A 15,416-nucleotide genomic window follows, 5' to 3' on the forward strand; every position below is an offset into this window, starting at 1 on the left:
CTCGGACGCTCAGGCCTCGCCGCGCCGGGCGCGGAGCTTCTGCAGGGCCTCGTCGAGCAGCGCCGCGCCGTCCTCGTCGGTGCGCCGCTCACGCACGTACGCGATGTGGGTCTTGTACGGCTCGGCCGATCGCGCGGACGGCGGGTTGGCCGGGTCCTGGCCGGCGGGCAGCCCGCACTTGGGGCAATCCCATTCGGCCGGGATCTCCGCGCCGACGGCGAACGTCGGCGTCGAGGAGTGGCCCTGCGAGCAATGGAACTCCACCCGCACCCGAGGCGCGGCCTGGCCGCGCTCGTTCTCGCCGCTCGGTCCCGAGCCGACGCGCGTTCCGCGGATGACGTGTCCGTTTGCCATTTCTCTCCTTCAGTATCCGGCCGTGGCCGGCGTGCGGCCGTGATCGCGACGCAAACGGGGCCCGACCGCACGGTCGGGCCCCGAGTGCTGAGCGATCAAGGCTTGTAGAGCAACCCCAGGACGACGATGCAGGCCAGCCAGATGACGGCGCAGAACACCGTCAGCAGGTTCAGGTTCTTCTCCACGACCGACGAGCCCGACAGCTGCGACGACATCGATCCACCGAACATCGACGACAGGCCGCCGCCACGCCCGCGATGGAACAGGACGAGAACGATGAGCGCGAGGCTCGTCAGAATCAGGCCGATCTCGAAGAGCAGCTTCACGGATGGGGCTCCAAACAGCGATGGTCGTGCGCAGGGCGTCCACCAGGGTACCGTGCGCGTGGGTGTACGGCGGCTAGGCGCCCGCGGTGAGCGTGCAGATCGCGGCGAACTGCTCGCCGTCGAGGCTGGCCCCGCCGACCAGCGCACCGTCGACGTCCGGCTGGGCGGCGATGGCGGACGCGTTGTCGGGCTTGACCGAGCCGCCGTACAGGATGCGTACCCGGTCGGCCGTGTCGCCGGAGTAGAGATCGGCGAGGCGGTCGCGGATCGCGCCGCAGACCTCCTGCGCGTCCTCGGGGGTCGCGGTCTTGCCGGTCCCGATGGCCCACACCGGCTCGTACGCGACGACGAGGTCCGGCGCCTGCTCGGCGGTGATGCCCGCGAGAGACCCGTCGAGCTGGCCGAGCACGTGTGCGACGTGCTCCCCCGCCTCTCGGACCTCCAGGCCCTCACCGACGCACACGATCGGCACGAGGCCGTTCTTGAACGCCGCCTGCGCCTTCGCCGCGACGAGCGCGTCGTCCTCGTGGTGGTACTCGCGGCGCTCGGAGTGCCCCACGACCACGTAGCGGCAGCCGAGCTTGGCGAGCATCTGCCCGCTGACCTCGCCGGTGTACGCGCCGGAGTCGTGCGCCGACACGTCCTGCGCGCCGTACCCCACGTTGAGCTTGTCCCCGTCGACCAGGGTCTGCACGCCGCGCAGCGACACGAACGGCGGCAGCACGACGACCTCGACGGCGTCGAGGGTGCGGGCGTCCACGCTGAACGCGACCTTCTGCACCAGCGCGATCGCCTCGAGGTGGGTCAGGTTCATCTTCCAGTTGCCCGCGACCAGCGGACGGCGGCCGGTGCTCATGCCTGGCCCTCCAGTACGCGGATGCCGGGCAGGTCCTTGCCCTCGAGCAGCTCGAGGGACGCGCCGCCACCGGTGGAGATGTGCGAGAAGCGCTCCTCGCCGATACCGAGCTGGCGGACGGCGGCGGCGGAGTCGCCGCCGCCGACGACGGAGAACGCCGCGCCGGCGGCGATCGCCTCCGCCACGCCGCGGGTGCCCGCCGCGAACGGCGCCATCTCGAAGACCCCCATGGGGCCGTTCCAGAAGACGGTGCGAGCGCCGTCGAGAGCCGCCGCGAAGCGGCTCACCGACTCCGGGCCGATGTCCATACCCATCAGGTCGTCGGGGATCGCGTCGGCGGCGTGCACCGTGGCCGGGGAGTCGGCCGCGAACTCGGCCGCGCACACGACGTCCACCGGCAGCACGATCTTGTCGCCGTTGTCCGCGAGCAGCCGGGCGCAGGTGTCGACCTGGTCCGTCTCCAGCAGGGACTTGCCCACCGGGTGGCCCTGGGCCGCGAGGAACGTGAAGCACATGCCGCCGCCGACCAGCAGCCGGTCGACCTTGGGCAGCAGGGACGTGATGACGGCCAGCTTGTCGCTGACCTTGCTGCCGCCGAGGACGACGACGTACGGCCGCTCGGGGTCCTCGGTGAGCTTGCGCAGCACGGTCATCTCGGCCGCCACGAGGTCCCCGGCGTACGCCGGGAGCAGCTTGGCGACGTCGTAGACCGAGGCCTGCTCGCGGTGCACGACCCCGAAGCCGTCGGAGACGAACGCGGCGTCCGGCCCGACGAGCTCGACGAGGTCCTGGGCGAGCGCCGCGCGCTCCGCGCCGTCCTTGCTGGTCTCCCGCGCGTCGAAGCGGACGTTCTCCAGCAGCACCACGTCGCCGTCGGACATCGCGGCCACCGCCTGGTGCGCCGACGACCCGACGAGGTCGCCCGCGAGCGCGACGTCGCGGCCGAGCAGCTCGCCGAGCTTCTCGGCCACCGGCGCGAGCGAGTACTTCGCCTCGGGCGCGCCCTTGGGCCGCCCGAGGTGCGCCATGACGACCACCCGCGCGCCGGCCTCGACGAGCTTGGTGAGGGTCGGCACGGTGGCCTCGATGCGGCCGGGGTCGGTGATCGCGCCGTCGTCGAGCGGCACGTTGAGGTCGGCGCGCACGAGCACGTGCCGGCCGACGGGCCCCTCGGTGAGCAGGTCCTGAAGGTCCTTCATGCCCCGCTCCGCTAGAGCGACTTGCCGACGAGCACGGTGAGGTCGACCAGGCGGTTGGAGTAGCCCCACTCGTTGTCGTACCAGCCGACGACCTTGACCTGGTTGCCGATGACCTTGGTCAGGCCCGCGTCGAAGATGCAGGACGCCGGGTCGGTCTCGATGTCCTTCGAGACGATCTCGTCCTCGGTGTAGACGAGCTTGCCCTTCATGGCGCCGTCGGCCGCGGCCTTGACGATCGCGTTGACCTCGTCGACCGAGGTCTCGCGAGCGGCCTCGAAGGTGAGGTCCGTCGCGGAGCCGGTCGGGACCGGGACGCGCAGCGCGTAGCCGTCGAGCTTGCCCTTCAGCTCCGGCAGCACGAGCGCGACGGCCTTCGCGGCGCCGGTCGAGGTCGGCACGATGTTCAGCGCGGCGGCGCGGGCGCGACGCAGGTCCTTGTGCGGGCCGTCCTGCAGGTTCTGGTCCTGGGTGTAGGCGTGGATCGTCGTCATCAGGCCCTTGACGATGCCGAGCCCGTCGTTGAGCGCCTTCGCCATCGGCGCGAGGCAGTTGGTCGTGCACGACGCGTTGGAGATGATGGTGTGCTTCGCGCCGTCGTACAGGTCGTCGTTGACGCCCATGACGATCGTGATGTCCTCGTTCTTGGCGGGCGCGGAGATGATCACCTTCTTGGCGCCGGCGTCGATGTGCGCCTGCGCCTTGGTGGCGTCGGTGAAGATGCCGGTGGACTCGATGACGATGTCGGCGCCGAGCACGCCCCACGGCAGGGCGGTCGGGTCCTTCTCCGCGAACGCCTTGAAGGTGCGCCCGCCGGCGGTAATGTCGGTGTCGGTCGAGGAGATCTCGCCGTCGAAGCGGCCCAGGATGGAGTCGTACTTCAGCAGGTGCGCCAGGGTGGCATTGTCGGTCAGGTCGTTCACGCCCACGACCTCGATGTCGGCGCCGCTGGCCACGATCGCCCGGTAGAAGTTGCGGCCGATGCGGCCGAAGCCGTTGATGCCTACTTTGACGGTCACGTGCGGACTCTCCTCAGACTCAGGGCGTCCGGCAGTGATCGGGGCCGCGACGCTGCGGTGGGCTGGTGTGCCGTGCCCAGCCTATCGCCATGAGGTCGGCGTGAACGCAGGTCGTCGAGTGATGTTCGTCGACGGCTACTGCGACAGCATGTCGTCGGTGACCGCCGACTCGGTGTCCGGGATGCCGAGGTCCTGCGCGCGCTTGTCGGCGAGCGCCAGGAGCCGGCGGATCCGGCCGGCCACGGCGTCCTTCGTCATCGGCGGGTCGGCGAGCTGGCCGAGCTCCTCGAGCGAGGCCTGGCGGTGCTCGAGCCGCAGGCGGCCGGCGAACAGCAGGTGCTCGGGGATGTCCTCGCCGAGGATCTCCATGGCCCGCTCGACGCGGGCGCTGGCGGCCACCGCCGCGCGTGCCGACCGGCGCAGGTTGGCGTCGTCGAAGTTGGCCAGCCGGTTGGCGCTCGAGCGGATCTCGCGGCGCATCCGCCGCTCCTCCCAGGCGAGCACCGAGTGGTGGGCCCCGATCCGGGTCAGCATCGCCGCGATCGCGTCACCGTCGCGCAGGACGACGCGGTCGGCGCCGCGCACCTCGCGGGCCTTCGCGGTGATCCCGAGCCGCCGCGCGGCGCCCACCAGGGCGAGCGCCGCCTCGTGCCCCGGGCAGGTGATCTCGAGGGCCGCGGACCGGCCCGGCTCGGTGAGGGACCCGTGCGCAAGGAACGCTCCGCGCCAGGCGGCCTCGCAGTCGCAGCTGCTGCCGGCGACGACAGCCGGGGGCAGCCCGCGCACCGGCCTCCCGCGCAGGTCGACCAGCCCGCTCTGCCGGGCCAGGGAGTCGCCCTCCTTGGCCACCCGCACGACGAAACGGCTGCCCTTGCGGAGGTTGCCGCCGCTGAGCATCTGCAGGTCCGGGACGATGCCGAAGACCTCGCTGATCTCGCGGTGCAGCCGCCGCGCGACCGACCCGGTGTCGAGCTCGACCTCGATGACGATCTTCCCGCCGACCAGGTGCAGGCCGCCGGCCAGCCGCAGGATGGTGGCCACCTCGGCCTTGCGGCAGCAGGTCTTCTTCACGTCGACCCGGCACAGCTCGGCTTTCACATCGGCGGTCATCGCCATCGGGTGCGACCTTTCGGCTCGGTTCAGGGGGCACGTCGCAGGCGCGACGCCGTACTAGCGATCACTCATTGTGCACGCTCGCCCGGACCGGCCGCCACGCCCTCGGCGGCCCGGGACGTGCCCAGGGCGGTGCGCAGCGCCATAGCGTACTTGACCGGATCGTGGGATCGGCTGGAGCGGGCCGAGGCCAGATCGGTGACCAGCAGCTCGGCGCCCAGCGCGTCGAGCGCGTCCTCCAGGCCGACGTCGTCGGCGACCGCCCGCTCGTCGGCGATGACCCCGTCGATTCTCAGCTGCGGCGCGTGCGCCGCGAGCGTGGTCAGCAGCTGCGCCGGCGTGAAGTTGTCGGTCTCCCCCGCCTGGGGCTGCAGGTTCAGTGACACGTAGCGGCGCGCCGGGCTCGACTCGATGGCCCGCCGCAGGTCGGGCACCAGCAGGTGCGGCAGGACGGACGAGAACCACGACCCCGGGCCGAGCACGATCGCGTCCGCCCGAGCGATCGCGGTGCACGCCTCCGGGCAGGCCGGCGGGCTGTCGGGCAGCAGCTCGATCGACTCGACGCGACCCGGCGTGGTCGCGACCGCGACCTGTCCCCGGATCCGCCGGGTGTCGCCCGGGTGATGCGGGTCGATCCCGGACACCCGCGCGGCGATCTCCAGCGGGACCAGGGACATCGGCAGCACCCGCCCGACCGCGCCGACCACCTTGCCGACCGCGTCGAGCGCGGCGACCGGGTCGTTGTCGAGGACCTCGGTGACCGCGGTGAGCAGCAGGTTCCCGGCGCTGTGGCCGGCGAGCGCGCCCTGGCCCCCGAAGCGATGCTGCAGCACGGTGGCGATCACCTGGTGCCACTCGTCGTCCGCCGCGAGCGCGGCCAGCGCCATCCGCAGGTCCCCGGGCGGCAGCACGCTCGGCAGCTCGCGGCGGATCCGGCCGCTCGAGCCGCCGTCGTCGCCGACGGTCACGATCGCGGTGATCTCTGCCGCGACCCGGCGCAGCGCCCCGAGCGTGGCGGCCAGCCCGTGTCCGCCACCGAGCGCCACCACCTTCTGCACGGCGGGATCGGCGATGGTGTTGCGGGGTAGGTGGGTCATCGTCACTCCTTGCCGAGGTCGCGGTGCAGCACGCGCAGGTCGATCCCGGGTCCGCGCAGCCGGTCGGCGAGCGCCTCGGCCATCGCCACCGAGCGGTGCTTGCCGCCCGTGCAGCCGATCGCGATCGTCATGTAGCGCTTCCCCTCGCGACGGTAGCCCGGCAGCACCGTCCTCACCAGATCGCGCAGGTGGCCCAGCGCCTCGGACGCGCCGTCCTGCGACAGCACGAAGTCGCTGACCGGGGCGTCGCGCCCGGTGAACGGACGCAGCCGGGGATCCCAGTGCGGGTTGGGCAGGTACCGGGCGTCGAAGACGAGGTCGGCGTCGCGCGGCAGCCCGTACTTGAACCCGAACGACATCACCGTCATGCGCAGGTCGCGGCCGACCTGGCCGTCGAACGCGTCCTCGAGCACCCGGCGCAGGTCGTGCACCGACAGGTCGCTGGTGTCGATCAGCAGGTGGGCGGTGCCGCGCACGGACCGCAGCATCGCCTTCTCCGCCTCGATGCCCTCGAGGATGGTGCCGTTGCCCTGCAGGGGATGCGCGCGGCGGACGTTCTCGAAACGGCGTACGAGCACGTCGTCCGAGCAGTCCAGGAACACGACGGTGGGGCGGATGCCGGCGTCCTCGAGCGACTTGATGATGCCGACGACGCCGGGCAGGCCGCCGGGGAACGCGCGGCTGCGCACATCGGTGACGATGGCGATCCGCTCGATCGCGGACTCGGCCGAGGCGAGCCGCAGCGCCTCCGGGATCATCGACGGGGGCAGGTTGTCGACCACGTAGTAGCCGAGGTCTTCCATGACGTGCGCCGCGGTGCTGCGCCCGGCGCCCGAGGCGCCGGTCAGCAGCACGACCTCGACGTCGCGCGTGGGGAGGCTGTCCACCTGCCGTTCCTTCCGGTTGGGTCTGCGGTGAAGATACCCGGGCCGCGGGTCGCGGCGCGCGGGCTACCGGTCGAGGATCTCGCCGGTGGCGGGGTCGACGGCGACCGGCTCCGCGACGCCGGAGCCGAGCGCGTCGACGACGGCACGCGCGGTGCCCGGCCCGATGCCGGGCACCTCCATGAGGTCGTCGACCGTGGCCTTGCGCAGCGACCGCACGCTCCCGTAGCGCGCGAGCAGGGCGGCTCTCTTGCTCTCCCCCAGGCCCGGGATGTCGTCGAGGGCCGAGCTCAGCATCGCCTTGCCGCGCTTCTGGCGGTGGAACGCGATGGCGAAGCGGTGCGCCTCGTCGCGGATCCGCTGCACGAGGTACATCGCCTCGGAGGCCCGCGGCAGGATGTAGGGGTCGCTCTCCCCCGGCACCCAGATCTCCTCGAGCCGCTTGGCGATCCCGATCACCGCGATGTCGGTGATGCCGAGCTCGGTCAGCGCGTCGGACGCGGCCGCGACCTGCGGCGCGCCGCCGTCGACGATGAACAGGTTGGGCGGGTAGGCGAAGCGTCTCGGGCGGCCGGTCTCCTCGTCGGTGCGCGGCTCGGCGTCCTGCAGGTGCCGCCGGAACCGGCGCGTGACCACTTCGGCGATCGCCGCGGTGTCGTCGACCCCTTCACCGGAGCGGGCCTGGTGGACGTCGATCGACGCGCCGTCCTTCATCGCGCCACGTATCGAGAACCGTCGATAGTCGGACTTCTTGGGCAGACCGTCCTCGAACACCACCAGGCTGGCGACGACGTTCGTGCCCTGCACGTGGGAGACGTCGACGCACTCGATGCGCAGCGGCGCGTCGTCGAGCAGCAGCGCGTCCTGCAGCTCGCTCAGCGCCTGCGAGCGGGCGGTGAGGTCGCTGGCGCGCCGCAGCCGGTGCTGGGTGAACGCCTCGGCCGCGTTGCGCTCGACTGTCTGCAGCAGGTCCTTCTTGGCGCCGCGCCGGGGCACCCCGATCGTGACCTGCGACCCGCGCAACGCGGACAGCCGGTCGGCCAGTGCCTCCGCGTCCGGCGGCATCTCCGGGACGAGGATGCTGCGCGGGATGCTGCTCGTCGCGTCGTCCGACTCGTACACCTGCAGGAGGTACTGCTCGACGAGCTCGGAGGTGGTGAGCTCCTCGACCTTGTCGACGACCCAGCCTCGGCGTCCGCGGATGCGCCCGCCGCGCACGTAGAACACCTGCACGGAGGCCTCGAGGTCGTCCTGGACGAACGCGACCACGTCGCAGTCGGTGCCGTCGGTGAGCACCACCGCGTTCTTCTCGGTCGCCTTGGCGAGCGCCCCGAGGTCGTCGCGGATGCGCGCCGCCCGCTCGAACTCGAGGTCCTCCGAGGCCTGCAGCATCTGCCGGCGCAGCCGCCGTTCGATCTGGTCGGAGCGCCCGGCCATGAAGTCGCAGAAGTCGTCGACGATCTCGCGGTGCTGCTCGGCCGTGACGCGCCCGATGCACGGCGCGGAGCACTTGTCGATGTAGCCGAGCAGGCACGGCCGGCCCATCTGGGTGTGCCTCTTGAACACGCCGTTGCTGCACGTGCGGGCCGGGAAGACGCGGGTGAGCAGGTCGAGGGTCTCGCGGATCGCCCACGCATGCGCGTACGGGCCGAAGTAGCGCACGCCCTTGCGCTTCGGCCCGCGCATCACCTGCAGCCGCGGGAACTCCTCCCCCACGGTGACCGCGAGGCTCGGATAGCTCTTGTCGTCGCGGTAGCGGACGTTGAACCGCGGATCGAACTCCTTGATCCACGAGTACTCGAGCTGCAGCGCCTCGACCTCGGTGCTCACCACCGTCCAGTCGACGCGCGCGCCGGTCTGCACCATCTGCTGGGTACGGGGGTGCAGCGCGGCGATGTCCTGGAAGTACGACGAGAGCCGGCTGCGCAGGCTCTTGGCCTTGCCCACGTAGATGACCCGGCCGTGCCGGTCGTAGAACCGGTAGACCCCGGGCTGGTCGGGGATCGTCCCCGGCGCCGGTCGGTACGCGGCCGGGCCGCCTACGTTCGGCTGTCTGCTCACGACGTACACCCTATGCGCCGGGCCGGACACCGCCGGCGGCCGGAAATTCGGTCGCGTACCGCCGCTACGTTGAGCGCATGGAGCTGCAGATCCCGACCTCGCCGCACGCCACGCTGCGCGCCGCCGAGCCGGCCGACGTGCCCGCCGTCCTCACCCTGCTGCGCGCCCACGAGGCCGCGGTCTCCGGGGAGCCGTCCTGGAACGAGGGCGAGGTCGCCGAGCCGTTCACCACCGACAAGGGCCGGCGCGACACGCGGATGGTCGTCGGCGAGCGCGACGGCGCGGTGGTCGCACACTTCCTGGCGACCCGCGACACCGCCGACCGCTGGTACGGCGACGCGACCGTCGACGTGTCGCTGCCGGCGGCCGCGCACGCCGACCTGACGCACACCGGGCTCGCGTGGGTGGAGCGGACGGCGGCGACGAATGCGGAGGGCACCCAGCGGGTGCGGATCACCCACTGGTGCTGGGAGAACGACGCGCGGTTCGCCGAGAGCCTGGCCGCGGCCGGGTACCAGCCGGTGCGGGCCTTCATCGAGATGCACCTCGACCTCGACGGTCGTGCGTCCACGCCGCCCACCGATGCGGTGCGCATCCGGCAGGCCGACCTGAGCGACCTCGCCGGCCCCGACGCCCGCATGATGTACGAGCTGATCTCGGAGTCGTTCCGCGACCACTACGACTACCACGAGCGCACCTACGACGAGTGGCTCGAACGACGCACCGCCGGAGCGAACTACGATCCCGACGGATGGTTCATCGCCGAGGTCGACGGGACGCCGGCCGGCGGGCTGATCCACGACACGGGGTACGTCGCCGAGCACGGCGCGAACTACGTCGCCAATCTCGGCACGCTGCGGTGGGCACGCGGGCGCGGCGTCGCCAAGGCGCTCCTCGAGCACTCGTTCGCGCGGGCGGCCGCGCAGGGCCGCCGTGCGGTCAAGCTGCACGTGGACGCCGAGAGCCCCACCGGCGCGACGGCGCTGTACGAGTCGGTCGGCATGCATCGGCACAAGGTCGGCCAGGAGTGGCAGCGCTTCGTGCCGGTCTGCTAGGCCGGCCGGTACGGAGCACCGCACTCAGGCGGTCTTCCGCTTGCGCGGCGCCTTCTTGGCCACCGCGGGCACCGCCTTGGCGGCGGCCTTCGCCGCCAGCGCTTTCGTGGCCGGCGCGCCGCCCTCGGCCTTGACGGCGGCGAGCATCGCCCGGGTCAGCGTGCGCGGCTCGGTGATGCCCACCTGCTTCGGTGGCGTCCGGCCGTCGAGCATCTCGGCGAGGAACCGGCCGGTGTGGCTGCCCTCGACGCGGGCGAGCTGCTCGGGTGTGCCCTCCCCGACGACGGTGCCGCCGCCGGAGCCGCCCTCCGGGCCCATGTCGATGAGCCAGTCGGCCGACTTGATGACATCGAGGTTGTGCTCGATGGTGATCACCGTGTTGCCCTTGTCGACCAGACCCTGGATCACCAGCAGCAGCTTGCGGATGTCCTCGAAGTGCAGGCCGGTCGTCGGCTCGTCGAGCACGTAGACCGTGCGCCCGGTGGACCGCTTCTGCAGCTCGGAGGCGAGCTTGACGCGCTGCGCCTCACCGCCGGACAGCGTGGGAGCCGGCTGGCCCAGCCGGACGTAGCCGAGCCCGACCTCCACGAGGGTGTTCAGGTGCCGGGCGATTGCCGGTATCGCCGCGAAGAACTCCGCGCCCTCCTCGATGGGCATGTCGAGCACCTCGGCGATGGTCTTGCCCTTGTAGTGCACCTCGAGCGTCTCGCGGTTGTACCGGGCGCCCTTGCAGACCTCGCACGGCACGTAGACGTCGGGCAGGAAGTTCATCTCGATCTTGATCGTGCCGTCGCCCTGGCAGTTCTCGCAGCGGCCGCCCTTGACGTTGAACGAGAACCGGCCCTGCTGGTAGCCGCGCACCTTCGCCTCGCTCGTCGAGGCGAACAGCTTGCGCACGTGGTCGAACACGCCGGTGTAGGTCGCCGGGTTGGACCGCGGCGTCCGGCCGATGGGCGACTGGTCGACGCCGACGACCTTGTCGATCTCCTCGAGGCCGGTCACCCGGGTGTGCCGGCCGGCGACGTGCCGGGCCTTGTTGGCGTAGTTGGCCATCGTGGCGTACAGGATGTCGTTGACCAGCGTGGACTTGCCCGAGCCGGAGACTCCGGTGACCGCGACCAGGCAGCCGAGCGGGAACGACACGTCGACGTTCTTGAGGTTGTTCTCGCGGGCGCCGTGGACGGTGATCTTGCGGTCCGGGTTGGGGGTACGCCGGGTCTCGGGCACCTCGAGCTCGCGGCGGCCGGACAGATAGGCGCCGGTGAGGGAGGTCTTGCTCTTCAGCAGCGACTTGACCGGGCCGGAGACGACCACCTCGCCGCCGTGCTCGCCGGCGCCGGGGCCGATGTCGACCACCCAGTCGCTGGCCCGGATGGTGTCCTCGTCGTGCTCGACGACGATCAACGTGTTGCCCAGGTCGCGCAGCCGCACGAGGGTCTCGATGAGCCGCCGGTTGTCGCGCTGGTGAAGACCGATCGACGGCTCGTCGAGGACGTACAGGACGCCGACCAGCCCCGAGCCGATCTGGGTGGCGAGCCGGATGCGCTGCGCCTCGCCGCCGGCGAGGGTCGCGGCCGCACGCGCCAGCGACAGGTAGTCCAGACCGACGTCGACGAGGAACCCGAGCCGGGCGTGGACCTCCTTGAGAACCCGCTCGGCGATCAGCTTCTGCCGCTCGTCGAGCCGCAGCCCGCCGAGGAACCGGTTGCATTCGCCGATGGACATCTCGGTCACCTCGGCGATGGACAGCCCACCGAGGCGGACGGCGAGGATCTCGGGCTTGAGCCGCGTGCCGTGGCAGACCGGGCACGGCACCTCGCGCATGAATCCCTCGTAGCGCTCCTTCGCCCAGTCGCTGTCGGTCTCGGCATGCCGCCGGGCGAGGAACGGCAGCACGCCCTCGAAGTTGGCCCAGTAGGACCGCTGGCGGCCGTAGCGGCTGCGGAACTTCACGTGCACCTGGTCCTTGGAGCCGTGCAGCACGGTCTTCTGCACCTTCGCCGGCAGGTCACGCCACGGCGTGCGCAGGTCGAAGCCCAGCTGGTCGGCCAGCGACTGCAGAAGGTGCTGGAAGTACTCCGAGCTCTGCCCGGCCATCGACCAGGGCAGGATCGCGCCGTCGGCGAGGGATTTCTCCGGGTCGGGCACGATCAGCTCGGGGTCGGCCTCCTTGCGGAAGCCCAGGCCGGTGCACTCGGGGCACGCGCCGTACGGCGCGTTGAAGGAGAACGAGCGCGGTTCGAGCTCCTCGATGGCGAGTGGGTGCCCGTTGGGGCACGCCAGCTTCTCGCTGAACCGCCGCTCGCGCTCGGGGTTGTCCTTGTCGAGGTCGACCCGCTCGATGACGACGAGACCGGCGGCGATGCCCAGCGCCGTCTCGACCGAGTCGGTCATCCGGCGCTTGCTCGAGGGCTTCACGGAGAGCCGATCGACGACCACCTCGATGTCGTGCTTCTCCTGCTTCTTCAGCACCGGCGGCTCGGTGAGCGAGTGCACCACGCCGTCCACCCGCACGCGGCTGTAGCCCTGCGACTGCAGGGAGGAGAACAGGTCGACGTACTCGCCCTTGCGGCCGCGGACGACCGGCGCGAGGACCTGGAACCGGGTGCCCTCGGGCAGCTCCATCACCTGGTCGACGATCTGCTGCGGGCTCTGCCGCGCGATGACCGCGTCGCACACCGGGCAGTGCGCGGTGCCGGCGCGGGCGAACAGCAGCCGCAGGTAGTCGTAGACCTCGGTGATCGTGCCGACCGTCGAGCGCGGGTTGCGGTTGGTCGACTTCTGGTCGATCGACACCGCCGGGGAGAGGCCCTCGATGAAGTCGACGTCCGGCTTGTCCATCTGCCCGAGGAACTGCCGGGCGTACGCCGACAGCGACTCGACGTACCGGCGCTGGCCCTCGGCGAAGATGGTGTCGAAGGCGAGCGAGGACTTCCCCGAGCCGGACAGGCCCGTGAAGCAGATCATCGAGTCGCGGGGCAGGTCGAGGCTGACGTTCTTCAGGTTGTGCTCGCGCGCACCGCGAATGACAAGACGATCCATGCCGACCAGGGTAGTGAGCCGGGCTGACAGGTTTCCGGCTTCGAGCGCGTCCTATGGTGAAGGGCACATTCGTGCGACCGATCGAGGAGCTGCTCGTGACCTACACCGGCCATGTCGAGGCGGGCGAGACGTCGGAGGTGATCGACGCCGGCGCGCTGGAGATCACCAAGGCCAGCGTCGGCCCGATGGACAACAACTGCTACCTGCTGCGCTCCAAGAGCACCGGGAACGGTCTGCTCATCGATGCGGCCAACGAGCCCGAGCGGCTCGTCGAGCTGGTGCGCGAGCGGTTGGACGACGGGATCCTCGAGACCGTCGTGACGACGCACCAGCACCAGGACCACTGGCTGGGCCTGGAGATGCTGATGGGCGTCGTGGGGGCGGTGGCGCTGGCACATCCCGACGACGCGGCCGCCCTGCCGATCCCGACCGACCCCATCCGGCACGGCGACACCGTCCGGTGCGGTGACGTGGTGCTCGACGTCATTCACCTGCGCGGCCACACACCCGGTTCGGTCGCCCTGTACTGGCGCGATCCGGAGGGTGAGGGACACCTGTTCACCGGCGACTCGCTGTTCCCCGGCGGCGTCGGCAAGACGTGGAAGGAAGGCGACTTCGAGCAGCTGCTCTCGGACGTCGAGTCCCGGCTGTTCACCCTCCCCGACGACACCCACGTCTACCCCGGCCACGGCGACGACACCACCATCGGCGCGGAGCGCCCGCATCTGCAGGAGTGGCGCGAGCGCGGCTGGTAGCGGCTCGTCACGGTCGTCGGGCGGTCCCGCGTCGATGGTCGTCGAGCGGTCCCCTTTCGGGGTCGTCGAGCGGTCCCCTTTCGATGGGCGTCAAGGCCCCTTCGATGGTCGTCGAGGTCTCCTTTCGCTGGTCGTCGAGCGATCCCCTTTTTGCTGGTCGTCGAGCGAGCGAGCCCCTAGGGCGAGCGCGTCGAGACGCCGGGTGCCCTTTCGCTGGTCGTCGAGCGGTCCCCGTTCGATGGTCGTCGAGCGAGCGAGCCCCCTGGGGCGAGCGCGTCGAGACGCCGGGTGCCGACCATGTCCGCGGCGCGCGCCGGAGTCGCTCGATGTTGCGCGCGCCGTCGGTGCGTCCGCCCTAGCCGGCTCGGGGTCCGAGGTGCTCGGCGAGTCGTCTGCGGAGGTGCTGCTCGAGGCTGGTGACCTGTCGTGGTGGTGGTTCGCTGACGGGTGGTGGTGGGGTGCTGACGTAGGCGTGGCCGGTCGGTGTGGTGGTGACGGTGACGTGCCGGCCTTCGATGATCCGGGGCTGGGTGCGCCAGCCGGGTTGTTCCTTGACCTGGTTGCACCGTTGGCACAGGCCCTGCCCGTTCGCGATCGTCGTCGGTCCACCGGCGGCGCGGGGCCGGATGTGGTCGAGGTGGCGGATGGGCGCGCCGCAGCCGCGGCAGTCCCGATCCCGCGCCACGATCGCCCGGCGGGTGGCGCCGGTGAACCGCCGCCGGGTCGCGTCCGCGTTGGTGATCTCGCCGCTGATCGGGTCGGTGAACAACCGCCGGATCCACCGCGCCGCCGCGTCGGCCCCGCCGGCGAGGGCGATGTCGCGAGCGATCACCGCCGGGATGGGATGCTCCCCGATCCAGCCACACTCCCCACCCGCCGGGTGTGCCTCGGCATCACCGGGCTCCGCGGACTGCGGGGGCAGGAGGGTGGTGGCGGGCATGACGAGCTGGACCTCGACCGGGATCAGCTCGGATGAGGCGTACCCGGTGAGGCGGTGCAGGAGCGCGTCGGCCATGATCGCGCCGCGGGACCGCTCATCACCGCTCGCCTTGAGGGTGTCGGCATGCTTGGACAGGGCGGCGTAGGCGGCGACGCCGTCCTTGACCGGCAGCAGCGCGCTGAGATACACCATCGCATCCGGCGCGGGCCGGAGCGTGACGCAGCGATCGCGCTCGGCCATCCGGATGCGCCGCACCACCGATTCGGCGTCCACTTTCGCCGCCTCGGCGCGGGCGGTCGCCGCCGCGCGTTTCGGGCTCATCCCGCCGAGCCGCTCGCTCAGCTTCTCGTCCACCACCGCGCGGTCCTCGGGCATCAGGCAGACGGTCTCGCGGGCGACGTTCTGCGCGGCCTGCTCGCCGATCGCGGCGCCGGTCAGCAGCGCGAGCGTGCGCGGGAGCTCGCGCACGAGGCCCTTGGCGAGGGCGAGGTCGTTCGCGGCCCGCCACGGCGACACGCCGCGGGCGAGGGCGACCTGCTCGGCGATGCCCTTGCCGGCATCCGCCCGCGTCGCACCCGCCGCCAGAGCGGCGCTGCGGAGTGAGGCATCGAACGCGACCTGCACGTGAATCGCCCCGGGTCTAGTGGAGGGCGAGTTCTCCCGGCAGCGGCTGCTGTCGGGGGTTGTTCTGACGGTAGTACTGCTGCTCGGCCTCGAG

General features: G+C 71.5%; 13 protein-coding genes. 2 read left to right on the plus strand and 11 right to left on the minus strand.

What is annotated here, in order from left to right; translation table 11 throughout:
* Positions 1-9: 9 nt before the first annotated feature.
* The 9 genes from F8A92_RS02705 to uvrC form a co-directional block, all read right to left on the minus strand.
* The gene (locus F8A92_RS02705) at positions 10-354 is read right to left on the minus strand and encodes an RNA polymerase-binding protein RbpA (protein ID WP_153503088.1); all 345 of its coding nucleotides are present in this window, start codon (positions 352-354) and stop codon (positions 10-12) included.
* Positions 355-449: 95 nt separating this feature from the next.
* A complete protein-coding gene (gene secG / locus F8A92_RS02710; RefSeq protein WP_153503090.1) occupies positions 450-680 on the minus strand; it encodes a preprotein translocase subunit SecG in 231 nt (76 codons plus the stop codon).
* Between the two features lie 73 nt (positions 681-753).
* Positions 754-1,536, minus strand: a complete 783-nt coding sequence (gene tpiA / locus F8A92_RS02715; RefSeq protein ID WP_153503092.1) for a triose-phosphate isomerase — start codon at positions 1,534-1,536, stop codon at positions 754-756.
* Positions 1,533-2,735 carry a phosphoglycerate kinase gene (locus tag F8A92_RS02720; protein WP_153503094.1) on the minus strand — a complete coding sequence of 401 codons (1,203 nt, stop codon included), beginning with the start codon at positions 2,733-2,735 and terminating at the stop codon, positions 1,533-1,535. The genes tpiA and F8A92_RS02720 overlap by 4 nt, the downstream gene beginning before the upstream one ends.
* A gap of 11 nt (positions 2,736-2,746) precedes the next feature.
* Complete coding sequence (gap, locus tag F8A92_RS02725; RefSeq protein ID WP_153503095.1) at positions 2,747-3,751, minus strand: type I glyceraldehyde-3-phosphate dehydrogenase; 1,005 nt, start codon at positions 3,749-3,751, stop codon at positions 2,747-2,749.
* A 135-nt stretch (positions 3,752-3,886) separates the two neighbouring features.
* Positions 3,887-4,867 (minus strand): DNA-binding protein WhiA, encoded by a 981-nt coding sequence (whiA, locus tag F8A92_RS02730; protein WP_153503097.1) that lies wholly within the window; start codon positions 4,865-4,867, stop codon positions 3,887-3,889.
* 65 nt (positions 4,868-4,932) lie between these two features.
* Complete coding sequence (locus tag F8A92_RS02735; protein ID WP_153503099.1) at positions 4,933-5,961, minus strand: gluconeogenesis factor YvcK family protein; 1,029 nt, start codon at positions 5,959-5,961, stop codon at positions 4,933-4,935.
* 2 nt (positions 5,962-5,963) lie between these two features.
* On the minus strand, positions 5,964-6,848 hold the full coding sequence (gene rapZ / locus F8A92_RS02740) for an RNase adapter RapZ (RefSeq protein WP_153503101.1): 885 nt from the start codon (positions 6,846-6,848) through the stop codon (positions 5,964-5,966).
* Between the two features lie 63 nt (positions 6,849-6,911).
* Positions 6,912-8,906 carry an excinuclease ABC subunit UvrC gene (gene uvrC, locus F8A92_RS02745; RefSeq protein ID WP_153503103.1) on the minus strand — a complete coding sequence of 665 codons (1,995 nt, stop codon included), beginning with the start codon at positions 8,904-8,906 and terminating at the stop codon, positions 6,912-6,914.
* A 77-nt stretch (positions 8,907-8,983) separates the two neighbouring features.
* On the opposite strand from uvrC, the gene F8A92_RS02750 reads away from it, so the two are divergent.
* Positions 8,984-9,961, plus strand: coding sequence for a GNAT family N-acetyltransferase (locus F8A92_RS02750; RefSeq protein WP_153503105.1), 978 nt, complete (start codon positions 8,984-8,986; stop codon positions 9,959-9,961).
* Positions 9,962-9,985: 24 nt separating this feature from the next.
* Here F8A92_RS02750 and uvrA read toward each other — a convergent pair whose 3' ends face one another.
* Positions 9,986-13,003, minus strand: a complete 3,018-nt coding sequence (uvrA, locus tag F8A92_RS02755) for an excinuclease ABC subunit UvrA (RefSeq protein ID WP_153503107.1) — start codon at positions 13,001-13,003, stop codon at positions 9,986-9,988.
* A gap of 71 nt (positions 13,004-13,074) precedes the next feature.
* Between uvrA and F8A92_RS02760 the strand changes: the two genes are divergently transcribed.
* Positions 13,075-13,758 carry an MBL fold metallo-hydrolase gene (locus tag F8A92_RS02760; protein WP_228389143.1) on the plus strand — a complete coding sequence of 228 codons (684 nt, stop codon included), beginning with the start codon at positions 13,075-13,077 and terminating at the stop codon, positions 13,756-13,758.
* 355 nt (positions 13,759-14,113) lie between these two features.
* Here F8A92_RS02760 and F8A92_RS02765 read toward each other — a convergent pair whose 3' ends face one another.
* Positions 14,114-15,322, minus strand: coding sequence for an HNH endonuclease (locus F8A92_RS02765; protein ID WP_194291332.1), 1,209 nt, complete (start codon positions 15,320-15,322; stop codon positions 14,114-14,116).
* Positions 15,323-15,416: the final 94 nt, after the last annotated feature.

It is taken from the genome of Cumulibacter manganitolerans, from assembly GCF_009602465.1.
Classification (GTDB): domain Bacteria; phylum Actinomycetota; class Actinomycetes; order Mycobacteriales; family Antricoccaceae; genus Cumulibacter; species Cumulibacter manganitolerans.